The sequence below is a fragment of the Thiocapsa roseopersicina genome, from assembly GCF_900106925.1.
Lineage (GTDB): Bacteria > Pseudomonadota > Gammaproteobacteria > Chromatiales > Chromatiaceae > Thiocapsa > Thiocapsa roseopersicina.
Genome location: NZ_FNNZ01000016.1, coordinates 68,017 through 90,435, shown reverse-complemented (window position 1 = coordinate 90,435; position 22,419 = coordinate 68,017). Strand labels below are relative to the sequence as shown.

General features: G+C 65.4%; 18 protein-coding genes. 10 read left to right on the top strand and 8 right to left on the bottom strand.

Going from position 1 to position 22,419, the window contains the following annotated elements:
- Positions 1 to 113: 113 nt before the first annotated feature.
- On the bottom strand, positions 114 to 2,345 hold the full coding sequence (locus tag BLV04_RS16425) for a phosphoketolase family protein (RefSeq protein ID WP_093034565.1): 2,232 nt from the start codon (positions 2,343 to 2,345) through the stop codon (positions 114 to 116).
- Between the two features lie 521 nt (positions 2,346 to 2,866).
- On the opposite strand from BLV04_RS16425, the gene BLV04_RS16420 reads away from it, so the two are divergent.
- The gene (locus tag BLV04_RS16420) at positions 2,867 to 4,180 is read left to right on the top strand and encodes a spore maturation protein (protein ID WP_093034562.1); all 1,314 of its coding nucleotides are present in this window, start codon (positions 2,867 to 2,869) and stop codon (positions 4,178 to 4,180) included.
- 113 nt (positions 4,181 to 4,293) lie between these two features.
- Here the strand turns inward: BLV04_RS16420 and BLV04_RS16415 are convergent, their stop codons facing one another.
- The 3 genes from BLV04_RS16415 to BLV04_RS16405 all read right to left on the bottom strand — a co-directional run bounded on the left by BLV04_RS16415 (position 4,294) and on the right by BLV04_RS16405 (position 6,602).
- Complete coding sequence (locus tag BLV04_RS16415; RefSeq protein ID WP_093034559.1) at positions 4,294 to 4,773, bottom strand: ribonuclease toxin HepT-like protein; 480 nt, start codon at positions 4,771 to 4,773, stop codon at positions 4,294 to 4,296.
- On the bottom strand, positions 4,763 to 5,170 hold the full coding sequence (locus BLV04_RS16410) for a nucleotidyltransferase family protein (protein WP_093034556.1): 408 nt from the start codon (positions 5,168 to 5,170) through the stop codon (positions 4,763 to 4,765). The genes BLV04_RS16415 and BLV04_RS16410 overlap by 11 nt, the downstream gene beginning before the upstream one ends.
- 274 nt (positions 5,171 to 5,444) lie before the next feature.
- On the bottom strand, positions 5,445 to 6,602 hold the full coding sequence (locus tag BLV04_RS16405; protein WP_093034553.1) for a hypothetical protein: 1,158 nt from the start codon (positions 6,600 to 6,602) through the stop codon (positions 5,445 to 5,447).
- Positions 6,603 to 6,900: 298 nt separating this feature from the next.
- On the opposite strand from BLV04_RS16405, the gene BLV04_RS16400 reads away from it, so the two are divergent.
- The 9 genes from BLV04_RS16400 to BLV04_RS16360 all read left to right on the top strand — a co-directional run bounded on the left by BLV04_RS16400 (position 6,901) and on the right by BLV04_RS16360 (position 17,971).
- Positions 6,901 to 8,451: a PD-(D/E)XK nuclease domain-containing ATP-binding protein gene (locus BLV04_RS16400; protein ID WP_093034550.1), complete on the top strand. Its 1,551-nt coding sequence runs from the start codon at positions 6,901 to 6,903 to the stop codon at positions 8,449 to 8,451.
- Positions 8,452 to 8,458: 7 nt separating this feature from the next.
- The gene (locus BLV04_RS16395) at positions 8,459 to 9,247 is read left to right on the top strand and encodes an IclR family transcriptional regulator (RefSeq protein ID WP_093034547.1); all 789 of its coding nucleotides are present in this window, start codon (positions 8,459 to 8,461) and stop codon (positions 9,245 to 9,247) included.
- A gap of 674 nt (positions 9,248 to 9,921) precedes the next feature.
- A complete protein-coding gene (locus BLV04_RS16390; protein ID WP_093034544.1) occupies positions 9,922 to 10,878 on the top strand; it encodes an AAA family ATPase in 957 nt (318 codons plus the stop codon).
- A gap of 16 nt (positions 10,879 to 10,894) precedes the next feature.
- The gene (locus tag BLV04_RS16385; protein ID WP_093034541.1) at positions 10,895 to 11,812 is read left to right on the top strand and encodes a DUF58 domain-containing protein; all 918 of its coding nucleotides are present in this window, start codon (positions 10,895 to 10,897) and stop codon (positions 11,810 to 11,812) included.
- Positions 11,812 to 12,438 carry a DUF4381 domain-containing protein gene (locus BLV04_RS16380; protein ID WP_093034538.1) on the top strand — a complete coding sequence of 209 codons (627 nt, stop codon included), beginning with the start codon at positions 11,812 to 11,814 and terminating at the stop codon, positions 12,436 to 12,438. Before BLV04_RS16385 ends, BLV04_RS16380 begins: the two co-directional genes overlap by 1 nt.
- A gap of 8 nt (positions 12,439 to 12,446) precedes the next feature.
- On the top strand, positions 12,447 to 13,490 hold the full coding sequence (locus BLV04_RS16375) for a VWA domain-containing protein (protein ID WP_093034536.1): 1,044 nt from the start codon (positions 12,447 to 12,449) through the stop codon (positions 13,488 to 13,490).
- Positions 13,483 to 14,511: a VWA domain-containing protein gene (locus tag BLV04_RS16370; protein ID WP_093034534.1), complete on the top strand. Its 1,029-nt coding sequence runs from the start codon at positions 13,483 to 13,485 to the stop codon at positions 14,509 to 14,511. The genes BLV04_RS16375 and BLV04_RS16370 overlap by 8 nt, the downstream gene beginning before the upstream one ends.
- The gene (locus tag BLV04_RS16365) at positions 14,508 to 16,184 is read left to right on the top strand and encodes a tetratricopeptide repeat protein (RefSeq protein ID WP_093034532.1); all 1,677 of its coding nucleotides are present in this window, start codon (positions 14,508 to 14,510) and stop codon (positions 16,182 to 16,184) included. The genes BLV04_RS16370 and BLV04_RS16365 overlap by 4 nt, the downstream gene beginning before the upstream one ends.
- A gap of 65 nt (positions 16,185 to 16,249) precedes the next feature.
- Complete coding sequence (locus BLV04_RS16360) at positions 16,250 to 17,971, top strand: BatD family protein (protein WP_175534666.1); 1,722 nt, start codon at positions 16,250 to 16,252, stop codon at positions 17,969 to 17,971.
- A 31-nt stretch (positions 17,972 to 18,002) separates the two neighbouring features.
- On the opposite strand, the gene BLV04_RS16355 is transcribed toward BLV04_RS16360, so the two are convergent.
- The 4 genes from BLV04_RS16355 to BLV04_RS16340 all read right to left on the bottom strand — a co-directional run bounded on the left by BLV04_RS16355 (position 18,003) and on the right by BLV04_RS16340 (position 22,414).
- Entirely contained in the window at positions 18,003 to 18,728 is a 726-nt protein-coding gene (locus BLV04_RS16355) for an ABC transporter ATP-binding protein (RefSeq protein ID WP_093034528.1), read from the bottom strand.
- Positions 18,729 to 18,809: 81 nt separating this feature from the next.
- Positions 18,810 to 19,484, bottom strand: coding sequence for a thiopurine S-methyltransferase (locus tag BLV04_RS16350; RefSeq protein WP_093034526.1), 675 nt, complete (start codon positions 19,482 to 19,484; stop codon positions 18,810 to 18,812).
- Between the two features lie 44 nt (positions 19,485 to 19,528).
- Positions 19,529 to 21,373, bottom strand: a complete 1,845-nt coding sequence (locus tag BLV04_RS16345) for a V-type ATP synthase subunit A (protein ID WP_093034654.1) — start codon at positions 21,371 to 21,373, stop codon at positions 19,529 to 19,531.
- A 327-nt stretch (positions 21,374 to 21,700) separates the two neighbouring features.
- Positions 21,701 to 22,414: a DUF2764 family protein gene (locus tag BLV04_RS16340; RefSeq protein WP_175534665.1), complete on the bottom strand. Its 714-nt coding sequence runs from the start codon at positions 22,412 to 22,414 to the stop codon at positions 21,701 to 21,703.
- Between the last annotated feature and the right edge of the window lie 5 nt (positions 22,415 to 22,419).

Here is a 22,419-nt window from a genome sequence, read left to right as displayed (position 1 = left end):
GAGTCATCTCCGCCCGACGAACATTGGGATTTTTACCTTTCACCTTTCGCCTTTCACCTTTCCCTTAAATCGGCGCACGCGCAAGGCGTGCGCCGATCGCCGGACGACTCCGGTCAAGCGGCGCTGTCGAGCGCGGGTCGAGCCGCCGCGATCAGGTCGCGGGCACGCCGGTCGAGCGTCTCGGCCGTGATGCCGTTGAAGGCCATGATCTCGGCCGGGCTCGCCGTGGTCTCCCCGCGCTGCCAGCCGAAAAGGTCGCGCACGGCGGCACGACTGCGCAGGAGCACCGGCTCCAGGGCGACCGTGCCGCCGCCGCTCACGCCGATCAGAGCATCGCCGGCGAAGAGCGCCTCGAAATCCGCCTCGGACATGAAGCGATCGTCCGGCTCGGCCGAATGGCGCCAGGCCACATCGCTTGGACGATAGAGCCGACGCGGGTTGACCACGGCGACGATGCGCACCCGGTAGCCTGACTTCTCCAGGGTCTCTTTCGCCGCGAAGACCGGCAGCGCCACCATGTCCCCGGTCAACGCGAAGACCACCGTCCCGGCCGGACCATGCCCGGTGTCGGCGAGACAGACAGCACCCTGCTCGATCGCCTCGCGCGCCTGCTCCAGGGTCGAATAGACCGGCAGTGCCGACTTGGACGCGATGATGCTGATGCACTTGTTGAACTGCTCGGTCGCCCAGCCATAGGCCGCCTGCATCTGGTTGGCGTCCGCCGGATAGAGCAGGTAGACGTTGCCGTTGCGCATCTGACCGCCGATGTAGTTCTCGATCTCGGGGCGCTGATGGGTCCAGCCGTTGCGACCCTGCTCGAGCGCGCCGGCGGTAAACATGGACACCAGGGCCGGGGTCTTGCGCCGCAGCTCCGCCATCGCCTGGCCGACGGTCTGCATGATCGGCCAACCGTTGATCGCAAAACTCTCGTAGGACAGCCAGAGCGAACGCCCGCCGAACAGCGCCAGACCGGCGGCGAATCCGGCACAGGCGTCCTCGCTCAGCGGCTCGTAGACCTGGCCGGTCGGTGACTGGTTGTAGAGAGCGTCCTCGGTCGGATGGCGGATCTTCAGGGCCTCGTTTATCGCCTTCATGTTCGACGCCTCGTTGCCGTCGGCGTTGGTCACCACGAACAGCGGATCGCGCCGACCCAGCTCGGCCACCATCTCGGCCATGGCGCTGGCCGGCACCGCCTTCTCGCCCACCGCGAAGGCGCGGGTCGGCAGGGTTCCGATGTCGCTCGGCACCCGCTCGGACTCGGTCACCGCGGTCTCGCCGGCCGGGCCGCCGCCGGCGCGCTGCATGTTGGTCCGCACCAGGGCCCAGGCCTCCGGGGCCAGCGCGCCGCGCTCCAGCGCGGCGGCGATGCTCGGCTTGGTCGCGTTGTCGCCCGGATAGAGGTTGTGCGACTTGGCCCCCGTGGCATGGACGCCCGCGCCCTTGAGCTGCTTGACGATGAAGCAGGTCATGGTGCCCCCGAGCGCGGAGGCCTCGGCCTCCCGCATGCCTTCGAGCACCGCGCGGGTGAAGGCCGAACGGGCGGCGTTGCCGAAGAGCGTGCTGTCGACATAGTCGCCCTCCTGCCCGGCATCATCGTAGTCCTTCGCGTCGATGAGGATCACTCGCCCGAAGTCGTGGGCACGCCAGTAGGCCAGCATCCTCTCGTTGTCCATCAGCGAGACCATCGAGTGATGCTCTTGGCTGAAGCCGTTCCAGATCAGCACCGGCAGGAAGTTCGTGACCTCCGGATAAGCGGTATGGAAGTGCTTGAAGGCCGAGAGGATGTAGGGCTCGCCCAAGCCGCCGTCGCCGATCGTCACGGGGAAGAGTGTCTCGCGATGCAGATAGGCCGCGGCCATCGCGAAGTGCTGGCCCTGGCCGAGCGGACCGGCCGGTGCGAGCAGGCCGGGGATGGCCCCCGAGAGGTGACCGAGCAGCCCGTCGCGCTCGCGGAAGCGCGTCTGGAGTTGATGCATGTCGCTGATACCCATGGCCTCCAGCGATCCGTCCAGGAACATGGCGCTGTAGAAGCCCGGCGCGTGGTGACCGACCTCGGTCAGGATGTTGGTGTGCCCGAGCATCACCAGCGCCGCATAGGCATCGGCCGAGCTGGCAAAGCCGCCCGGATGCCCGGACTCCTTGGACGCACAGAGCTGCAGCGTCGTGTAGCGAAGTGCATCGGCCATCAGCCGAGTCTGATAGACCGCCGCGGCGTCGATCTCCTCGATCCGATGGGCGCCCTCCGGGATCGCCGGACGCGCGCCGAGGCACTCGAAGTCGGACGGCAGGTTGGCGAAGTGCAGCACGCCGTTGCAGAAATCGGGTGTCGTCGCAGATGCGGTCATGGTGTCTCTCCTCGTTTCTGGTCGTTTCTGGTTGGTTGTCGCGTCGGCCGTGATCACATGCGCCGCGGCGTTGGATGCAAACTAGAAACGAGGGAGAGATTCCGCAATAGGTAATCTATATCACAATACGGAATATTTCTCGCGAGCGAGAAATACGATATTAAAATCAATATTTTGAAGCGTACCTACTCCGGAAAAGTGTGCCGACATTTGATTTCACAATGCAAAATATTGGGATTTCGACAACTCGACCCCTCCTCCGGATTCCGGACGAACTGCCGATTCCGGCGATCCCTGCAAGCCCTGTAGCCCCCCTGCGAGGTACCATCCGAAACGCGTTTCGTTGAAGTCAGGTCGTGTCGAGCTGGGCTTGAGCGTGGCTCAATTCACGACCTCTGCGCGACGCGTTTCGGAGATAAAGAATTCCAAATATCTAAACCGCGTCACCGACTGAGGTCGCAGGATGCGGCGACATCAATCCCAACCCCAAACCAACACATGTCGCACATGACGCGGTTTACATGAACGGGATCTTCTTCGGGATCGTCCTGATCGGCTTCCTCGCCACCGCCTGGCGGGAGCTGACCCTACCCGTAGTCGAGGGCGCACAGACGCCGATGGCCGTGCTGTCGAGCGAGATGCTGGCGGCGGCGAGCGGTGCGGTGGAGTTGGCCATCGGCCTGGTCGGGGTGATGACGCTGTTTCTCGGACTGATGAAGGTCGCGGAGGCCGGCGGCATGCTCGTCGTCATCGCGCGCCTGATCCGCCCGCTGATGACGCGCCTCTTTCCGGAGGTTCCGCCCGACCATCCGGCGATGGGGGCTATGATCCTGAACATGTCCGCGAACGCGCTCGGGCTGGGCAACGCCGCCACGCCCTTCGGCATCCGCGCAATGCAGGAGCTCGACAAGCTCAATACGCGGCCCGGCACGGCGACCAACTCGATGGCGCTCTTTCTCGCCATCAACACCTCGAGCGTCACCCTGCTGCCGACCGGCGTGATCGCGCTGCGTGCCGCCGCGGGGTCGAACGATCCGGCCGGGATCCTGCCGACGACACTCTTCGCGACCCTGTGTGCCACCATCGCCGCCATTCTCGCCGCGCGTGCCTATCAGCGCTTCTCACCGCTCGGACCGCCCGAGCCAAGCACGACGATCACGGCGACGACTCCGGTCGAGGACACCCCGGCCGGTGCCGATCCGCCGGCTGAACTACCCGCCGACTCCGGCGCCTATCCGATCTGGGTCTCGATCCTGGCCTTGGGCGGCGTAGTCGCGCTCATCCCGGCGGCGATCCTCTGGGGCGACCGTGTCTCGCCCTGGATCGTGCCCTCGCTGATGCTGGGATTTCTGATGTTCGGCGTGCTGCGCGGCGTGCGTGTCTACGAGGTCTTCGTGGAAGGGGCGCAAGAGGGCTTTCAGGTCGCGCTGCGGATCATTCCCTATCTGGTTGCCATCCTGGTCGCGGTCGCCATGTTCCGCGCGAGCGGTGCGATGGACGTGCTGGTCAACCTGCTCGGCGGCTTCACCTCCCGGGTGGGACTACCCGCCGAGGCCCTGCCGATGGCCCTGCTCCGCCCGCTGTCGGGCTCCGGCGCCTATGGCGTCATGGCCTCCATCATCAACGACCCCGCCATCGGCCCGGACAGCTATGTCGGCTATCTGGTCTCGACGATCCAGGGCTCGACCGAAACCACCTTCTACGTGCTCGCGGTCTATTTCGGCGCGGTGCGGATCCGGCGGATGCGCCATACGCTGGCCGCGGCACTCACTGCCGATCTGGTTGCAGTCATCGCGGCTGTCGCCGCCTGTTGGTTTCTTTTCGCGGGTATTTGACGCGAGTTCGGGATTCCCTTGCGGCCCGTCGCTGTCAAGTGAGCCCGCGCCGGCGTCGCTATTCGGGACGGATTTTTCGGTCGGCGGCGTAGCGCTTGTCGCGGGAGTCGTCTCTATCGCAATTCATCCAATCCATCCAGAAACGCTGCGACCTGCTCTCGGACCAGGTTCAGCGTTGTCTCGAAACGCAGGGCCACCAGCCGCTCGCGCTCCCAATCCAGCTCAAACGAGTAGGCGTTGCGGAATACATGACGAAAACCGCGAAAATCCTGCAAAAGTCGGTACAGCTCGTCATCGATGACCGCCGGTCGGTAGCCCTCGACATTCAGCTTCATGCGGCGCAGCAGGTCGGCATGCCAGGTGTCCGTACCGATGTCGTTCTCGAAAAAGGCCGCGATGCGCCGAAACATGTTCTCGCAGCCGCTGTAGAAATTGTGCAGCAAGTAGCCGATGGCGCCTCGATCGTACACGGAGACCTCGGCCGGCTCCAGATCAAGCTTTTCGCGGACCGTGTCGAAGACCCGTGCCAACTCTTCGAGCTTGGCCAACTCATCTTCGATGTCGGCACGCAACAGTGCGATGTTATGCGGCATAAATCACTTTGCCTCGATCAATGGCCTTGGCAACAAAACGGGCGTCGTCAGACTCGGTGTGGAGGTCGATCGGGCGCCCGATCGTCTCTTCCAGATCGCGGCGCAGCGCCCAGTAGTCCGTGGGGTCCGTTCCCAAGACCACCAAGTCGATATCGGAGCGCGGGTGCACTCGACCCTCGACCAATGAGCCGAACGCGATGGCGCGCGTCGCGTGATAACGACTGAAGACGGCCGCACCCTCGCGCTCCACCTGATCCAGCAGGCATTCGGACAGATTCGCGGATTCCTGCCTCTGCTCGGCCCAACGTGCCTTGAGTCGACTGTAGTCAAAGGGGCATTGGGTCGCTGTCTTGCCTCGCGAGGCGCGAGACGATGATTGCGGGTGTGGGTGTGCCATGTGCGTTCGGAACGTGTCGGTGTAGGCGATGTGTGTGGTGGAGCCATGCCGGGTCTAGACCGGACAGCGACAGCTTAGCAGCTGCTGCATCGGCCGATGTTTCCCATTCGCACCTCACTCGACCGGCAACCCCCGGCTCCGGCCCGCGAGCATGCGGTTGCATCGCTCCGCCAGTCCGCCTCGATCAGTCCGCCTCGATGCACTCCGGCGCAAGCCGAACGGATCTGAGCCCGCCTCACGTCGCCATCCCATTCGCACGCAGATCATCTCGTGATCACCGGACGGACCGAGCGACCGAGCGACCGATCGAGACCCTGATTTGCCTCGTCGTCCTTCGGAGCCGCCCGAGCCACCGCCAAGGCACCCAGACGAAGGCACCGAGCGCGACCAGGAGATACAACACCCAATCGGGCACCTTGAGGAACAGACGCGCAAGCAATTGAACGACGTCTCCTTTGTAGGCGATTTTACTGCCGCGGGCGGTGAACTTCGCAAACTTCAATGCACCGACCTTGTCGAGCACCTGCAGGCCGCCTTTGCCGTAGGTCGCCGCCACCTTGATGCTGTCCACACCCAGATCCCCGGCGCGCCCGGCGGCGCGGACGAAGCTGTTGCCGCCGATGCGATAAAGGGTCGCGGTTTGATCGCCGAAGGTGTCGGCAAGCTTGGCCATGCGGCGCAACGATGCGGCGTCAGTGGTCTTGCTCAGCAGGGTCAGCCCCCCGCGGGTCTTGGCGAGTCGATAGACGTCGTTGAAGAGATCGGTGACCGCGTCGAGCTTCTTGGTTTGCTTGACCGTTTTGGCGCCTTTGATGATGGCTTTGCCGAGCCACGGCGGGAGCTTGCCGAGCTTACGCGCGGCCTTGAGGATGATGATGCCGCCCTTGGCCGTCGTGCTCGCAGCAACGGTCGGGGCCGCGGCCCCGGCGGTACCAGCTGTGGCCCCAATGCTCGCGAGCTGCGCGCCCGTAGCGACCAGGCCGATGGACGCGAGCGCGGTGACGACCTCGTCGACGTCCTCGCCCTGAACGAATTTGGTCGCCTGGTTGGCAAGATCGCGGATATCGCCGATGACGAAGAGGTCGGTGATGACACCTGCGCCTCTGCCGATGTTCTCGTCGCTGCTGCCGCTGATCAGACCCTCGGACAACTTGCCGGCCTGATAGCTCAAGCTGTCGCGCACCGATTGGATCTCGGCGTGCAGCGCTCGGGCGGCCGGATCCTGATTGACGTAGTCATAGGCCATGAAAAAGTCGAGATAGCCGGCCGCATCGGCATAGCGTTCCTCTGCCACCATCGCCCGCGTCTCGGGGACGGGATCGATACGGCTCAAGGCCAGGACGCTCAATTGCGCCTGCTGCCAGAGCACACCTGCCGCGATAGCGGTCAAGACCAGGAGGATCAGCTTGACGGGGAGCTTGAAGAGGATCATGAGTGTCGTCCTTGGATGATCGAAAGGGTCCGCGTGCAGTCGGCGGTCCGCGTCGAAATATGGTTCATGCGATCGATGATGATTGTGCACCGGCACGCATTTCGTGACCTCCCGGCAAACGGCATGGGTACGGCGGTCGAGCTGCGGGTCTTGCTCACAAACCCGACCAGCTCGGTGATCAAATCGGTGGTTCGAACAGAAACGGCCAACGCCAGCGGTGTTTCGGTCCGTCGAGTTCGTCGCGTGCTCGCCAGGGTCTACAATCCCGGGATGCTCACTCACCGTTCAGACCCCTGCCATGACCCGGAAGATCCTGCCCATCGGCATCCAGACCTTTCGCGAGATCCGCGACGGTGACCACTACTATGTCGACAAGACCGACTTTGCTCGGCGTCTGATCGGCGAGGGCAAATATTACTTCCTGTCGCGCCCGCGTCGCTTCGGCAAGTCGCTCTTTCTCGACACGCTGGGCGAGCTGTTCGCGGGCACCGAGCCGTTGTTTCGCGGCCTTCACATTCATGAGCACTGGGATTGGGCGACGCGCTATCCGGTCATCCGAATAAGCTTCGGCGGCGGGGTGATTCAGACGCGCGGGGAGCTTGATCGGCGTATCTTGGCACTCCTGCAGAAGAACCGCCGGGCTCTGGATCTGAGCTGTTCGGACGAGACCGACATCGTCGGCTGTTTCGCCGAGCTACTCGAAGCCGCGCATACAACGAGGGGCCAACGCGTTGTCGTCTTGGTCGACGAATACGACAAACCCATCCTCGACAATCTCGGCCACCCGGAGGTCGCCCGCGAGCTGCGCGACGGGCTGCGCAACCTCTACTCGGTGATCAAGGACTCCGACGCCCATATCCGCTTCGCCTTTCTGACCGGGGTCAGCAAATTCAGTAAGGTCAGCCTCTTTTCGGGGCTCAATAATCTGCGCGATGTCACCCTGTCACGCGAATATTCGGGCATCTGCGGCTATACCGAGACGGATCTGGACTGTGTCTTCGCCCCGGAGCTCGAGGGGTTGGATCGAGAGCGGATCCGGCTCTGGTACAACGGTTACAACTGGACCGGCGAGGCCGTCTACAACCCCTTCGATGTGCTGCTGCTGTTCAAGGAGCGCCAGTTCCGCCCCTGGTGGTTCGAGACCGGCACCCCGACCTTTCTCGTCGACCTGCTCACCGAACGCGAGACCTGGCTCCCCCGGCTCGGCCACATGGAGACCGACGCCACACTGCTCTCCGCCTTCGAGGTCGACCACATCGCGACCGAGGCGCTGCTCTTCCAGAGCGGTTATCTCACCATCGAGCGCGAGGAGGAGATCAGCGGCACCTATTTCTATCAACTGCGCTACCCCAATCGCGAGGTCTACCAAAGCCTCAACGGCGCCTTGCTGACCGCGTGGACCCCGCCTGACCAGACCGAGGTCCAGCACCGCAAATCCCTCTATCGCCTGCTGCTGGCCAATGACTTTGACGGACTGCGGCAGCTCTTCACCGCCTTCTTCGCGAGCATCCCCAACGACTGGTATCGCAACAACCCGATCGCCCGCTACGAAGGCTATTACGCGAGCGTCTTCTACGCCTATTTCGCCGCACTCGGATTGGATCTAACCCCGGAGGAGAGCAGTCACGCCGGCCGGCTGGATTTGGCCCTGCGCTTCAACGGGCAGATCTATCTGTTCGAGTTCAAGGTCGTCGAATTGGAGCCCGAGGGCCGGGCCTTGCAGCAGATCAAGGGCCGCGGCTACGCGGACAAGTACCGCGCCGACGGCCAACCCATGCATCTGATCGGCGTGGAATTCAGTCGCGAGCGCCGACAGCTGGTCGGCTTCGCGGTCGAGACCTTGGATTGAGCCGACCATGACCGATCAATCCAAACCGGATCAGATCCAAGCCCACATCCAGGTCATCGACCGGGCCGCCGCCCTCCTGGACGCGATCGCCCGTTATTCCGAGCCCGTGAGTCTCAAGATCCTGGCCGCCGAGACGGGGCTGCATGCCTCGACCGCGCATCGCATCCTAGCCTCGCTGATCCAGAACCGGTTCGTCGAGAAGGACGCGGTCGGGCGTTACCGTCTCGGGCTGCGGTTGCTCCAATTGGGCGTGAGGCTGCACGCCAACGTGGATGTCCGCGCCATCGCGCGGCCCGTAATGGAGTCGTTGCGCGACCGGTTGGGCGAAACCGTGAACCTGACCATCCGCGAAGGCGACGCGGTGGTCTACATCGAGAAGGCGACGCCGAACCGGATGATCCACGTGCAGCAACTGGTGGGCTCGCGCGCTCCGCTGCACGTCACCGCAGTGGGCAAGCTGATGCTGGGCGCCGCGGGCGAGGAGGCGATTCGTGCCTATGCCGCACGCACCAATCTGCCCGCCTACACCCGCAACACCGTCAGCACCCTCCCCCGCCTGCTCGCCGAGTGCCGCGAGTCGCTGGCGAAGGGATATGCCTTGGACAACGAGGAGGCCGAGCTCGATGTCGGCTGTATCGGCGTCCTGCTCTACGACAGCACCGGCAACGTGAGCGCCGGGCTGTCGGTCTCCGCGCCGATCGATCGACGCCGGCTCGAGTGGACCACGGACCTCATCGAGGCCGCCGAGCAGATCTCCGCGCAGCTCGGCCATCAGCCGCCGCGCCCGCAAGCCTAGCCGGATTGATCGGTCCGCCGATAGGATGCGACGCAAACGCCTGCAGGGTCGCACCGGTCCGCCATCCAACACGCCGGCCAGTCGAGCCGAACCGGAACTCAGGCTTTTCGCAACTTAGCGGCAACACTTGCGTCCCGGACTCGCAACTGCACGGCAACACATCCGCCCCAGTAGGCATTTCGGAGATGCCAACAGAACCTGTGGATAAGTATGTGGAGAACGCCTGATCAACACGCCGGAAGGCTCGCGGTTGCTCGACTGAAAACAGATCGGTCAGATCTTGATCGCCTAAAATTCGCTATTAAAAACCAATTGATTGACGTTTCGTGGCCGATCGATGCTCGACTCTTCAAAAGATCAAAGGCTCGGCGAGAAGAGGTTCCGAGCCCATGTGTACAACCGGTTTGTCAAGGCTTGCGCGACGTCTGTTCGCTGTCGAGTCGACGGACGGACATTGCCATCCCATGCGCATGTCTCAGCCAGCGCCGATACGGCAGGCGACCGGATGAAAACATCTGAATATGCTGATAAATCAGGTAAGCCCGCAGGTCCGGACGAGGCTTGCACTTGCCCCGGAAAAGGCACAGCATAAGTGGCCGGACGCGACCGATCGGAAGAATCGGCGGTCCAGCCCCCCTCAAGCAGTCAGCCACCCGGACAAGACGTAAAAGAGCATGACGCCAAGCGATCTCAAGCCCGTTCGCGACCACATCGCATCCCGCATCATCGGACAAGCGTCCTTCATCGACAGCATGCTGATCTGCCTGCTGAGCGACGGGCATCTCTTGGTCGAGGGCATGCCGGGTTTGGCCAAGACAACCGCCGTGAAGGCGCTGGCCGATGCACTGGAGGGCGACTTCCACCGCATCCAGTTCACGCCGGATCTCTTGCCGTCGGATCTGATCGGCACCGACATCTATCGCCATGAGAAGGGCGAATTCGAGTTCCGACCCGGCCCGCTCTTCCACAACATCCTGCTCGCCGACGAGGTCAACCGCGCGCCGGCCAAGGTCCAATCGGCCTTGCTGGAATCGATGGCCGAGCACCAGATCACGGTCGGCCTGAAGACCTATCCGCTGCCCAAGCTCTTCATGGTTTTGGCGACCCAGAACCCAGTAGAGCAGGAAGGTACCTACCACCTGCCCGAGGCGCAGCTCGACCGCTTCCTGATGCAGGCGGTCGTGACCTACCCCAGCCGCGACGAGGAGCTGAAGATCCTCGAGCTCGACGCCCGCCAGCAGAAGGAGCCCGAGACCGCGCCGGTCGAGCGCCTGAGCCAGGCCGATCTCTTCGCGATGCGCCGCGACGTCGCCGGGCTCTATCTGGACCCGAAGCTGCACAGCTATATCGTCGACCTGGTGCAGGCGACCCGTCAGCCGAAGCTCTATGACCGCGACCTCGGACGCTGGTGCCGGTTCGGTGCCTCGCCGCGCGCCAGTATCGCCGTCGCCCGCTGCTCCCGCGCGCGGGCTTGGCTCGACGGCGACGACTTCGTCGCACCGCACCATATCCAGGCCGTCGTCCCCGAGATCCTGCGCCATCGTTTGCTATTGACCTTCGAGGCAGAAGCCGAGGGGGTCACCACGGACGTCTTCGTCAACCGACTCCTGACCCTGGTGGCCATCCCCTGACATCGGCCGGCTGACGATGAGCCTCTATCCCCGTCTCGACGACCTGCTGGAGCTGCGCCATCAGGCGCACACGCTCGGCCTTCCCTCCCATCATCTGGTCAACTCGACCTTCGCCGGGCTCTACGCGTCGGTCTTTCGCGGCGCCGGGGTCAACTTCGAGGAGGTGCGCGAGTACCGCGAGGGCGACGACATCCGCTATATGGATTGGAAGGTGACGGCCCGCACCAACGAGCCGCACATGAAGATCTTCCGCGAGGAGCGCGAGCGCTCGGTGGTGCTCTGTGTCGACAAGGGTCCGCATATGGCCTTCGGCACGCGCGGGACCTTCAAGTCGGTGCAGGCGGCCCGTGCGGCGGCCTTGATCGGCTGGGCGGCGAGTCGGCTCAACGACCGGGTCGGCGGGCTCGTCTTCGGCGATCCCTCCACCGGACTCCAACACTTTCGTCCCTCGCGCGGTCGCCGCGCACTCTGGCAACTGCTGCGCACCCTCACCGTGCCCGGTGCCGAGCTGGATCCATCGGTCGATTGTCTCGGCGGCGCGCTGCGGCGCGCGACCTCGGGTCTGCCCACCGGCTCGCTCGTCTTCGTGATCGCCGATCTCAATCGTGATGCCATGGGCCTGGAGGCGATCCTCGGTGATCTGGGACAACGCAATTCGGTCGCGCTGATCCCGGTCGACGACCCGGCGGATTGGGAGATCCCGGCGATGGGCATCACCACCTTCACCGGCACCGACGGCACCCTGGTCGAGGTCGACACCGACGACCCACAGGCCCGGCGCAGCTATCGTGCGGCATGGGAAGATCGGCGCGCCCTGCTCCAGGCGGTGGTCCATCGTCTCGGGATCATCCTGCTCCCGGTGCGCACCGATGCCGAGATCCATCTCAGCCTGATCCGCGCCTTGGAGCAGCGGGCACGCTCGCGGGCGGTGTGATGGACCCGATCCTCCCCCCCTCCCCGCCCATCGCGATGCTGCGCGATATCCACGACATACCGCCCATCCACTGGTGGCCGCCGGCCCCCGGCTGGTGGTTGCTGGCGATCGCGCTGACGCTGCTCGTCATCTTCGTTTGGCGCTCGCGTGCCCGAATCAGTCTACGCATCCCCATCCCCGGCATCACGCTCGGCACCTGGCGTTGGGAGGCCGCCGCCGCGCTGCGCGATCTCAGACGCCGCGCCGGCAAGGGGCAGGATGCCAAACAGATCCTCGGCGAGCTCTCCGAGCTGCTGCGGCGTATCGCCATGGCCAGGCTCGGACGCCCGGTCTGCGCGGGCCTCACGGGGACGGCTTGGCTCGATTGGCTCGCCGCACAGGATCCGAACGGTTTTCCCTGGCCCGAGCGGGGACGCGTCCTGATCGACGCACCCTATGCACCGGCCGACGCGCTGCGCAGCCGCGTCGGCGCGAAGGATCTCCTGTCCTTGATCGACGCGGCATTCGCCTGGGTCGAGGTCCGCGACGCTCCGCAGGGTCGACGCCACGGCCTGAGCCAACGCGCGATCCAGGGCCTGACCCGGCGCCTGCCGTGGCGCAGGGCGCGGGGGAATGCCCGTGCTTGAGATCCGCCATGTTTGAGTTTCATTGGCCCTGGGCCGCACTCCTTCTGCCCTTTCCGCTCCTCCTGCCCTGGCTCTGGCCGGAGCGCGGACAGGATCCCGCCGAGACGACGCTCGAAGGTCAGCGTGTCACCCTGCTGCACCCGCAGATCATCGCACTCCAGGCGGCCTTTACCGCGCGACGCCCCGGTCTGCAGCTCACCGGCTGGCTCTACCGCGCGTTGCTTTATCTGCTCTGGATCGCACTGGTCTTGGCGCTGATGCGGCCGCAGTGGCTGACGCCCTATACCGAGATCAGCACGCCGGGTTACGACCTCATGATCACGGTCGACGCCTCGCACTCGATGGAGGCGCTGGATTTCACGGTCGATGGCCGCCCGGTCAACCGCATGAGCGTCGTGCGCGGGGTCATGGGCCGCTTTATCGAGGGCCGCAGCGGCGATCGCGTCGGTCTCGTGGTCTTCGGCAGCCAAGCGTTCGTGCTCTCGCCCCTGAGCCTGGACCGGCTCGCGGTGCGTCAACTCCTCGACGGAATCGTCCCGAGCATCGCCGGCCCGGCGACCGCGCTGGGCGACGCCATTGCGCTCGGGGTGGTGAAGCTGCGCGAGCGCCCCGAGGGATCACGGGTCATGATCGTCATCGCCGACGGTGACAACAATGCCGGGCGTTTCGCACCGTCCGAAGCGGCGACGGTCGCCCGAGAGAACGGGGTACGCGTCTACGTGATCGGGGTCGGCAGCAAGCAGGCGAGCATCCCGATCCTCGAAGAGGGCGTGGTGCGGTATCGCGACGATCTGACCATGGACGAAGGCGTCCTCGAAGAGATCGCCGAGCTGACCGGCGGGGCGTATTTCCGCGCGACCGACACCCGCGCGCTCGAAGAGATCTCGGCGCGTATCGGCCAGCTCGAGAAGACCGAGGCGGAGACCCGCACCGCCTACCTGCCGCAACCGCTCTACCGCTGGCCACTCGGACTCGCATTGATCGCCTTGCTCGGTCTCGGTCTCTTCCCCGAAGGTCGCAAGCGTTTCGTCGGGAGAACAGCGGGTGTTTGACGGCGGTTTTCACTTCGAGCAACCACTGTGGTTCCTCGGCCTCCTGGCCTTGCTCCCGGTCGCCTACTGGCTCAAGCGCAGTGCAGCACGCGCCGCCCAAGGCCCGCTGCACCGCTATGCCGATCCGCATCTGCTGCCGCACCTGACCGGGACGCGCGATCTACGCACCACCGAGCGTTGGGGCCGATACCTGAGCTGGGCTCTCTTGTGGGCGCTCGTCCTGACGGCGATGGCCGGCCCGCGCTGGGATGCCACCGACGTGCGGCTCTTCCACCCAGGGAACAACCTGCTGATCTTGCTCGATATCTCGCGCTCCATGCAGGTCGCCGACGTCACCCCGAACCGCCTCGGCCGCGCCCGTCACGAGATCAGCGATCTCATCGGCAAGAACCGCGAGGCGCGTCTCGGGCTCATCGTCTTCGCCTCCGTGCCGCACGTCATCTCGCCGATCACGGAGGACACCCAGACGATCCTCAATGCACTGCCTGCACTGTCGAGCGAGCTTGCCAATCCAAACCTGCAGGGCAGTCGCGTGGGGGCGGCGCTCGCGCGCGCGGAGCTGCTCCTGGCGGGTCTGCCCGAGGACAGTGCCCGCTCCATCCTCTTGATCTCGGACGGCGACTTCGAGGAGCCTGATCTCCCCGAGCAGTTCGCACGACTGGCATCGCAAGGGATCCGCATCCACACGTTGGGGATCGGCACAGCCGAGGGCGGATTGGTGCCGGGGCCGGCCGGCGGATTCATCCGCGATCTCAGCGGCGAGCCGGTCCGCTCCTCGCTCGATGCCGTGCTTTTGGCGGATCTGGCGGAGGCCGGCGCCGGCATCCATCGGATTTCCGACTATCGTGACTCGGACTCGGACGCCATCCTGCGCGCGGTCTCGGTCTCGCGTCTGCCGCCGCAATCGAGCGACGAGCGCACCCGGGTGTGGAACGAGCGCTATTGGATCCCCGTCGTTCTCGTCATGCTGCTTCTGCTGACCCGGTTCCGCGCACCGATTCGGCGGAGAACATCCTCATGAGCATCGCGTCGATCCTGCGCCACGGCGTTCAGCCCTGCTCGGGCGCAGCGCTCCTGATGCTCGCCGTTTGTCTGCCGTACCAGGCAGTCGCCGGATGGTTCAAGACCTCAGAGCAGGAGGCGCTCGAGACCTATCAGGCGGGTGACTTCGACGCCGCGGCGGAGGCCTTCTCGGATCCCTATCGACAAGGCGTGGCCCTCTATCGCGCGGGACGACTCGAAGAAGCAGAACGGGCCTTCGGCGAGGCCGAACCGGGCAAGGAGGGCCAGTCGGCCCGCTACAACCTCGGCAACACCCGATTCGAGCGCGGCGACTACACGGGCGCAGCATCTGCCTACGAGTCGGTTCTGCGCGAGGATCCGAGCCACGCGGATGCGGCCCATAACCTCGCGGTCACTCGCGCCACCTTGGCGAGGCTTGAGCAGGAGCAATTTCGCGAGGAGGCGAAACAGGAAGAAGGCGACGATCCGACACCGAGCCCCGAAGAGCGCGATCGTGAATCACAAGAAGAAGAGCAACAGGAGCAGCAATCGCCGCAGCAAAAGTCCGAGGAGGCGCAGGAATCCAAGGAGGACGAGCAGTCCAAGGAGGAGTCGCAGGGCGAGCAGCAACAGCAATCCGAGCAACAAGAAGGCGCGGAGCAGCAACAAGAATCCGAAGGCGAAGAGTCCGGCGACGAGCAAAGCGAGGACAGCGGCTCGCAGGATCAATTCTCCGAGGGCTCCGGCCAGCAAAGCGAGTCGCAAACCGAGGGCGAAGGCGACGAGACGGGTCAAGGCCAAGGCAGCGACAGCTCCGAATCCACCGAGGGTCAGGCGCAGGGCGAGTCCAGCGACGCGCGTGGCGCCGACGACACCGACAAGACCGGCTCGGCACCGGACAGCGCAACCGACTCGGATACCGGCGAGTCCGACCAAACGGAGAGCGAGAGCGATCGAGGCGACACCGGGGACCGGACCACGCCGAACGGCACGTCCGGCGAGGAGACCGCATCCGCATCCGAGTCCGGAAAGGACGGCGAGCCCGGCGATGCGAGCGACGCCGGCGGCGAGGACGGCGAGGACGAGTCCGAATCCAAGCCATCGACCGAAACCTCCGCAACACCGCAGCAAGCGGGCGAGCCCGCCGACGGCGAGGAAGACCCGACGCAAGCACCGCAAGACGAGTCGTCCGGGGCCCCATCCTCCGAGGATGATCCAAATGACGGACGCGACCCGAGTCGCGACGAGCCCGAATCACCCGAACAGGACGGCGAAGAGCCGGATTCCGCCGATCAGGGACGCTCGGACGCCCCCGGCTCGGATCCGAGCCAGCCCGATCGCGATGACGGTGGCACAGACGAGGCCACCGGCCGAACACCCCGTAAGGGTCCGCCCGGTCCGGCAGAGGTCAAGCCACCCGAGACGCTCGGCACCGAGACCCAGCCCGAGGCCGCAGAGCGTTTCGATCAGCTCGGCGACCGGCCCGGCGACCAATTGGGGGAGGACGCGACGGACGAACGCGGCGCGATCGACGGATCGCCCGCACTGGGCGCAGGCATGGCCGTGATGGAGCAGCGGCTCAAGCAGGTGGAGGGGGACCCCTCACTCCTGATCCGCAATCAGTATCGTCTGGAGGAGCTGCGTTGGATGCAGACCACGGGGGCGCCCATCTTGGAGAATCGCCCGTGGTGATGCGCATCGCTGGTCTGCGGCGTCCGACCAGGCTATCCGGGCCGATAATTCCGGGGCCGAGTCCGATGCCGGGCTTGATTCCGGGTCTGATACTGGGCCTTATGCTGGCCTTGTGCGGGCAAGCGGCGAGCGCCTGGCCCTACGCCCCCCCGGGACAGCAGCCCTTCCAGCCGCAGGGCCCCTACGGCCAACCCCCGCCGCAGGCCGGAGCCTGGCAGTTCCGCCCCCAGGCGCCGACCAACGCGCAAGGCACCCCGCCTGCCTATCCGCAGGGTGTTCCACCGGCCTATCCTCCGGGCCAGATGCGGGCACCCGGTTACGGCCAGTTTCCGGGCCAGATGCCGAACCAGATGCCCAGGCAATATCCGGGGCAATACCGAACACAGGCTCAAGTCACACCGCCTCGGCTCGAAGCCACGCTCGACGAGCCGGAGCCCTATGTGCAGCAACCCTTGCTGCTGCGTCTTCGGCTCGTCACCTCGGAGAATCCCGGCGAGGCCACGCTCGATCTCCCGGCGACCGGAGACGCGCTGCTGCAGCGCGTGGATGGACCGACCCCGGAATCACGTTCCGCAGAGGGCGGCCGACGCGAGATCGTCAACACCTTCATCCTGAGCTTGATCCCGTTGCGGCCGGGCGATATCGAGATCCCACCCATCAAGGTGACCGGAACCGTTCGAGGCATGGGTGGCGGCATGCAGCGCTTCGAGTCGGTCACCGACCGACCGATTCGCCTACGGGTCAGACCTGCCATGAGCGCGGTGACGCCGTGGCTGCCCCTGAAATCACTGAGTCTCAAGGCCGAGATCGACCGCGAGACCGACCTGGCCCCCGGGCAGCCCGTCACCTTGGCGTTGGAGCTTCTCGCCACAGGAGGCACTGCAGCTCAGTTGCCGAGCTTGGAAGACCAGCTCGCCGGACCGGATCACCGGGTCTATCGCGAGCAGGTGCTGACCGAGAGCGGCCTCTCGGCGGACCGCAGCGATCTGGTCGCGCGCCGCACCGAGTACTACACCCTGGTCCCTCAGTCATCCGGTCGACTGGCCCTGCCCGAGATCGGCGTTCCCTGGTGGAATACCGGCCTGGGCACGCGAGAGGTCGCGACTCTGCCGATGCGCACCCTGAGTATCGGCGGCGAGAGCGGCCCCTTCGGCATGCCCTCCTCCGTCATGAGCGCAGAGGACTGGAGCGTCGTGTGGCTCCCGCTGACGGGGCTTCTGCTGCTGCTCGCCGGCTACTGGGGCGGCGTCATCTACGCCACCAAGCCGCAGACGAAAGATCGGCCACGCGCCCGCACGGCGGCAGGGCTAGTCGGCAGACTCAGCGCATTCGGTGCCCTGATCGGCAACGGGTGGAATCGCGTCGGCCGTCGGCTGCGACCCGCGCCGCTGGTTGCGCGCATGCGCGCCGCCGCGGCCGCAGCACTCCCGCCGAGCAGCCGATTCCTGCTCTGCGTGCGCCACGCCAATCGCGCAGCGGACCCCATCGACTGGTGCGACCGCTTCGAAGCCGATGCACGCAGCCGGCTGCGCTTCCAAGGCGAGGCCACACAGCCCAACCTGACCCGACTCATCCTGAGCCTACGTCCGCACGCAGATCCGGCAACCTTGACCCGGCTGATGCAGGAGCTGGACGCCGCGCTCTACGGCCGGCAGGGCCTCGACTTCGCGCGATGGAAGCGCGACTTCATGCGGCAAGTCGGCCGCGGCGCCGGGCTTCGCCCGCGCAAGAGTCGCGTCTTGCGAATCAAACGCGCTGCATTGCCGGCCCTCAACCCCGGTCGTTGAGCCGCGGCGGCGGCGTGGCACGCGGTTGAGATCACCAGTTCAACTCGGCGGGATCCCGTCGATGCGCGTTGCCCTGAACCTCCTGCACCCGCCCGTCGGCCAAGCGAATCACACGGTCGGCCATGTCGGCGATCACGGCGTTGTGTGTGATGACGGCCGTGGTGGTGCCGAGTTCACGGTTGATCTGTTGGATGACCTGCAGCACGCGGATGCCCGTTTTGGAATCGAGCGCGCCGGTTGGTTCGTCGCAGAGCAGGACGGCCGGCTGCTTGGCGACGGCGCGTGCGATGGCGACGCGCTGCTGCTCGCCGCCGGAGAGCTGAGAGGGGAAGTGATCCAAACGGTCTTCTAGCCCGACTAGGGCGAGGGCGTCTTCCGGGATCATGGGGTCGGGGCTGATCTCGGTGACGATGGCGACGTTCTCGCGCGCGGTCAGGCTGGAGATGAGGTTGTAGAATTGGAAGACGAAGCCGACATGGCGGCGCCGGAAGGCGGTCAGGGCCTTGTCGTCGGCGCCTGTCAGGTCCTGGTCCAGATAGCGGACCTCGCCTCCGGACGCGCGGTCGAGTCCGCCGAGGATGTTCAGCAGGGTGGATTTTCCGGAGCCCGATGCCCCGAGCATGACCACCAGCTCGCCGGCATAAAGCTCGATGTCGACGCCGCGCAGGGCTTGGATCTCGACCTCGCCCATGACGTAGATCTTGGTGAGGTCTCTGACGGAAAAGACGACCTTCTCGCGAGCATCCGGATCGCGCATCCGAGTCGAACCGGCTGCCGGCTCAGTCTGCACCGAGAGGCCTCGGGGGCCTCGGGGGTCTCGGTAACTGGGCTGAAAGGGTCAGCATGCGACGTCTCGGGGCCGCGGCTCCAGCTTCCAGACGTGCTCGGCGAGCGCGGTGAGGCCGCGTCTGCGAAAGCCCGGTGATTCGTCGATCACGTCGAAACTTGCCAGCGGCTCGATGCCGTAACGGTCCCCGAAACGCGCTTGGACCTCGTCGCGACCGACCGAGAAGGGCGGGCCGGACATCTCGGCTTGATCATACTCGAGCGTGATCAGGAGGCTCCTTGCAGTCGCGGGCACGATGGTCTTGAAGTGCTCGGCGTAGGCCGGACGCATCTGCGGCGGGAGGGCGATCAGCGAGGCGCGGTCGAAGACGGCACCGACGCCCTCCAGATGCGCGGGGGTGAGGTCGAAGTAGTCGCCGACGAGCACCCGCAGCTCGTCGACCGCATAGGTGCGAAACGGCGGTGTCTCCGTCACGCGCGGTTCCAGCCCGTTCTCGGCGAAGAGCTCCGTCACCCCCAGCTCGCTGATCTCCACCCCGACCACGCCGTGGCCCCGGCTGGCGAGCCAGAGGAGGTCGAGTGTCTTGCCGCAGAGCGGAACGAAGACCAGGGTCTCGGGCGCAAGCCCGAGACCGGGCCAGAACTCCTGGAGATGAACGTTGACCTCGGGGAGATGCCAACCGGTTTCGCTGTGCCGCCAACGTTCAAGCCAGAATTCAGGGGTCATGGTGGAGAGGAGTGAGTAACGAGGTGTGAGGAGTGAGTCAGTCTTCAGGCCGTCATGGCATCGATTTCGGCGAGCAGACGCGTGTAATCCGGCGATTCGGGTGCGGCATAGTGAAAGTTCTTGAAGAGCCCCGTCAGCTTGTTGAAGTGGTGTCGCACCGCGGTCTTGTCCGCGAAGCTGCGCTCCTGCTCGACGATGCCCCAGACGCGGTCGAAGGTGAGCTTTTGGCGATCCATGGGAACCGCGCCGTCGACATCGTCGAAGGCGTCCTGCTGGAGGAAGACCATGTCGAGGAAGAGCGCCTTTTGATAGACCACATAGTCGTCGGTCGTGATGCCTTCTTCGCCCGTGACCTGCATCATCTGCTGGACGCTGTCGCCGCGAACCAGCAGATCCTTCAATGCCTTGACGCGCTCGGTCCAGGTCGGGTCAAGGTTGCGGGCATACCAGTCGGACAGCTGCTCCAGGTAGCGCGACCAGGAGATCAGCGGATCGATCGCCGGGTAGAAGCGGCGATACGCACGATCGTAGGAGAGCCCGAGGAAGCTCTTGACCGTGCTGAGTGTCCCCTGCGTGACGGGTTCTTCAAAGTTGCCGCCGGCCGGGGAGACGGTACCGATCATGGTCAGGCTGCCCAAGCTGCCGTCGGCGCCGCGGATCAGGCCGGCGCGCTCGTAGACACTGCGGATCGCCGACTCCAGATAGGCCGGGAATGCCTCCTCGCCCGGGATCTCCTCCAGACGCCCCGAGGTCTCGCGCATCGCCTGCGCCCAGCGGGAGGTCGAGTCCGCCAGGAGCAGGACGTGATAGCCCATCTGGCGGTAATACTCGCCGATGGTGATGCCGGTGTAGATCGACGCCTCGCGGGCCGCCACGGGCATGGACGAGGTGTTGCAGATGATGATGGTGCGGTCCATCAGCGATCCGCCGGTCGCCGGATCCTTGATGCGCGGGAACTCCTGGATGGTTTCCACGACCTCGCCCGCACGCTCGCCGCAGGCGACCACCAGTACGATATCCACGTCCGCATGCTTGGCCAGCGAATGCTGCAGCACCGTCTTGCCGGCACCGAAGGGGCCCGGGATACAAGCGGTCCCGCCGCGCGCGACCGGGAAAAAGGTATCGATGGTGCGCATGGTCGTGATCATCGGCTCGTTCGGATAGAGCCGCTCGGTCGTGCGCTCGCGCAGCATGTGCTCGGTCAGCGGGCGGCGGACCGGCCAGCGCTGGGTCAGGTCGACCGAGTGCTCCTCGCCCCGGGCATCGCGGATGCGCGCGACCGGGGTGTCGAGCGTCACGCTCCCTTCCTGAATCCAGGTGACCTCGACCTCGCCGGCCTGGTCGAACGGCACCATGATTTTGTGCTTGAAGCGGCCCTCCGCGACCGTGCCGAGCAGACCGCCGGCCCCCAAGCGCGCGCCTTGCGACACGGCGGGGACGAACGACCATTTGCGCTCTCGGTCCAGCGGATCGAGATCGACGCCACGCGGCAGGAAGATGCCATGCTCGATGGCGATCTTGTCGAGCGGACTTTGCAGGCCGTCGTAAACCTGGCCCAGTAAGCCGGGGCCGAGGACGACCGACAACATCTCGCCGGTCTGCTCGACCGGGTCGCCGATGGTGATGCCGCGCGTGTCCTCGAACACCTGTACGTCGGCGGTATAGCCACGCACCCGCAGGACCTCGGCCTTGAGCCTTTCCTGGCGTCCGTCGGCGGCGGCCCGCCCCGGCAGGATGAGGACCACCTCGTTCTTCATCAGGGAGCGACGTGTCCCGTTTTCCCAACCGGCCTCGATGGTCACCAAGCTCTCCTGCACCGCCACGACACGGGCGAGTGCATCGGCCTGCACGGGTGGCGCCGGCGGTGCGGTCGAGTCGTCGTCGCGCATCTCGGCGAGATCCTGGGTCGGTGAGGCGCCTTCGGACGCACGCGGCCGTTCCTCGTGCCTGGGCTTGCCTCGGGTCGTGTGTCTTGCCATGAATAGATCCAGTAGGGCGCCGACGTCGAGCCAGCGGTCGACAGGGTTAAACCGCGTCTAGAGTGACATGCGTCATTCTCATTTTACGTTCGACTTTGGAGATGTCCTCGATCTCGGTGAGACGCAGTTTAAAACTTAATCTTTTTGAATACCTTAAACCGCGCCAGCTCCGACAGTCGTCGGAGCTGGCGCGGCCAAGCCACTCCAACACATGACACATACCGCACCGGGCGCGGTTTAAGTGCGTTCCGATCGGGGAGCGGCGGCGGGCGGGTGTAGGCTCTTCTCGACCCCCGCCATCGCCTGCTCGACCAGCTCGTCGAAGCGTCGTGCGGCCTCCTCGCCGTCGTACGTCGTCCAGCGCGCGATCATGTCCCAGCGCAGGACGTAGATGACGACGGCCTCGAAATCGAGATAGTGCCCGTCGCTTCGGCGCTCCAAGTAGTTCCACACCGCGCCGAGCAGCAGGCGCTCGAGATCGACGGTGGCGCCGCGGGCGAGCAGACGCTCGGCCTCGGGCAGCCAGGGAAAGGCATGCTCTAGACCGAAGGCGGGCTCGTTCCAGTGCTGCATGATCCGGCTCACCCAGCGGCCGAAGCCCCAGCGGCGGTCGCGCGGCGCAGACTCGCCCCGGTGCCGCCGCCGCAGGGCGGCGATCAGGGTGCGCAGCTCGAGACGCCAGGTCACCAGGTCCCGGATGAAGGGGTTCGTGATCCCGTCGATGACCTGTTTCGCTCGGACCACGGCTTGCGCGTCGGTCCGGTCGGGCTCCTGTTGCGCCCATTCGAGCAACCGTCTGGCGTGGTGCAGACACTCCGCTTCGACGGGATCCAACAAGGCGAGACGCTGGTTCAGCCGGATCCGCGACAATGGGGTCTGCTTTGCACCGAAGAGCGGGCCGTGATACGGCAGGGAGCTCAGGAGCATCGCATAACGGTCGGAGTGCGCCACGGCTG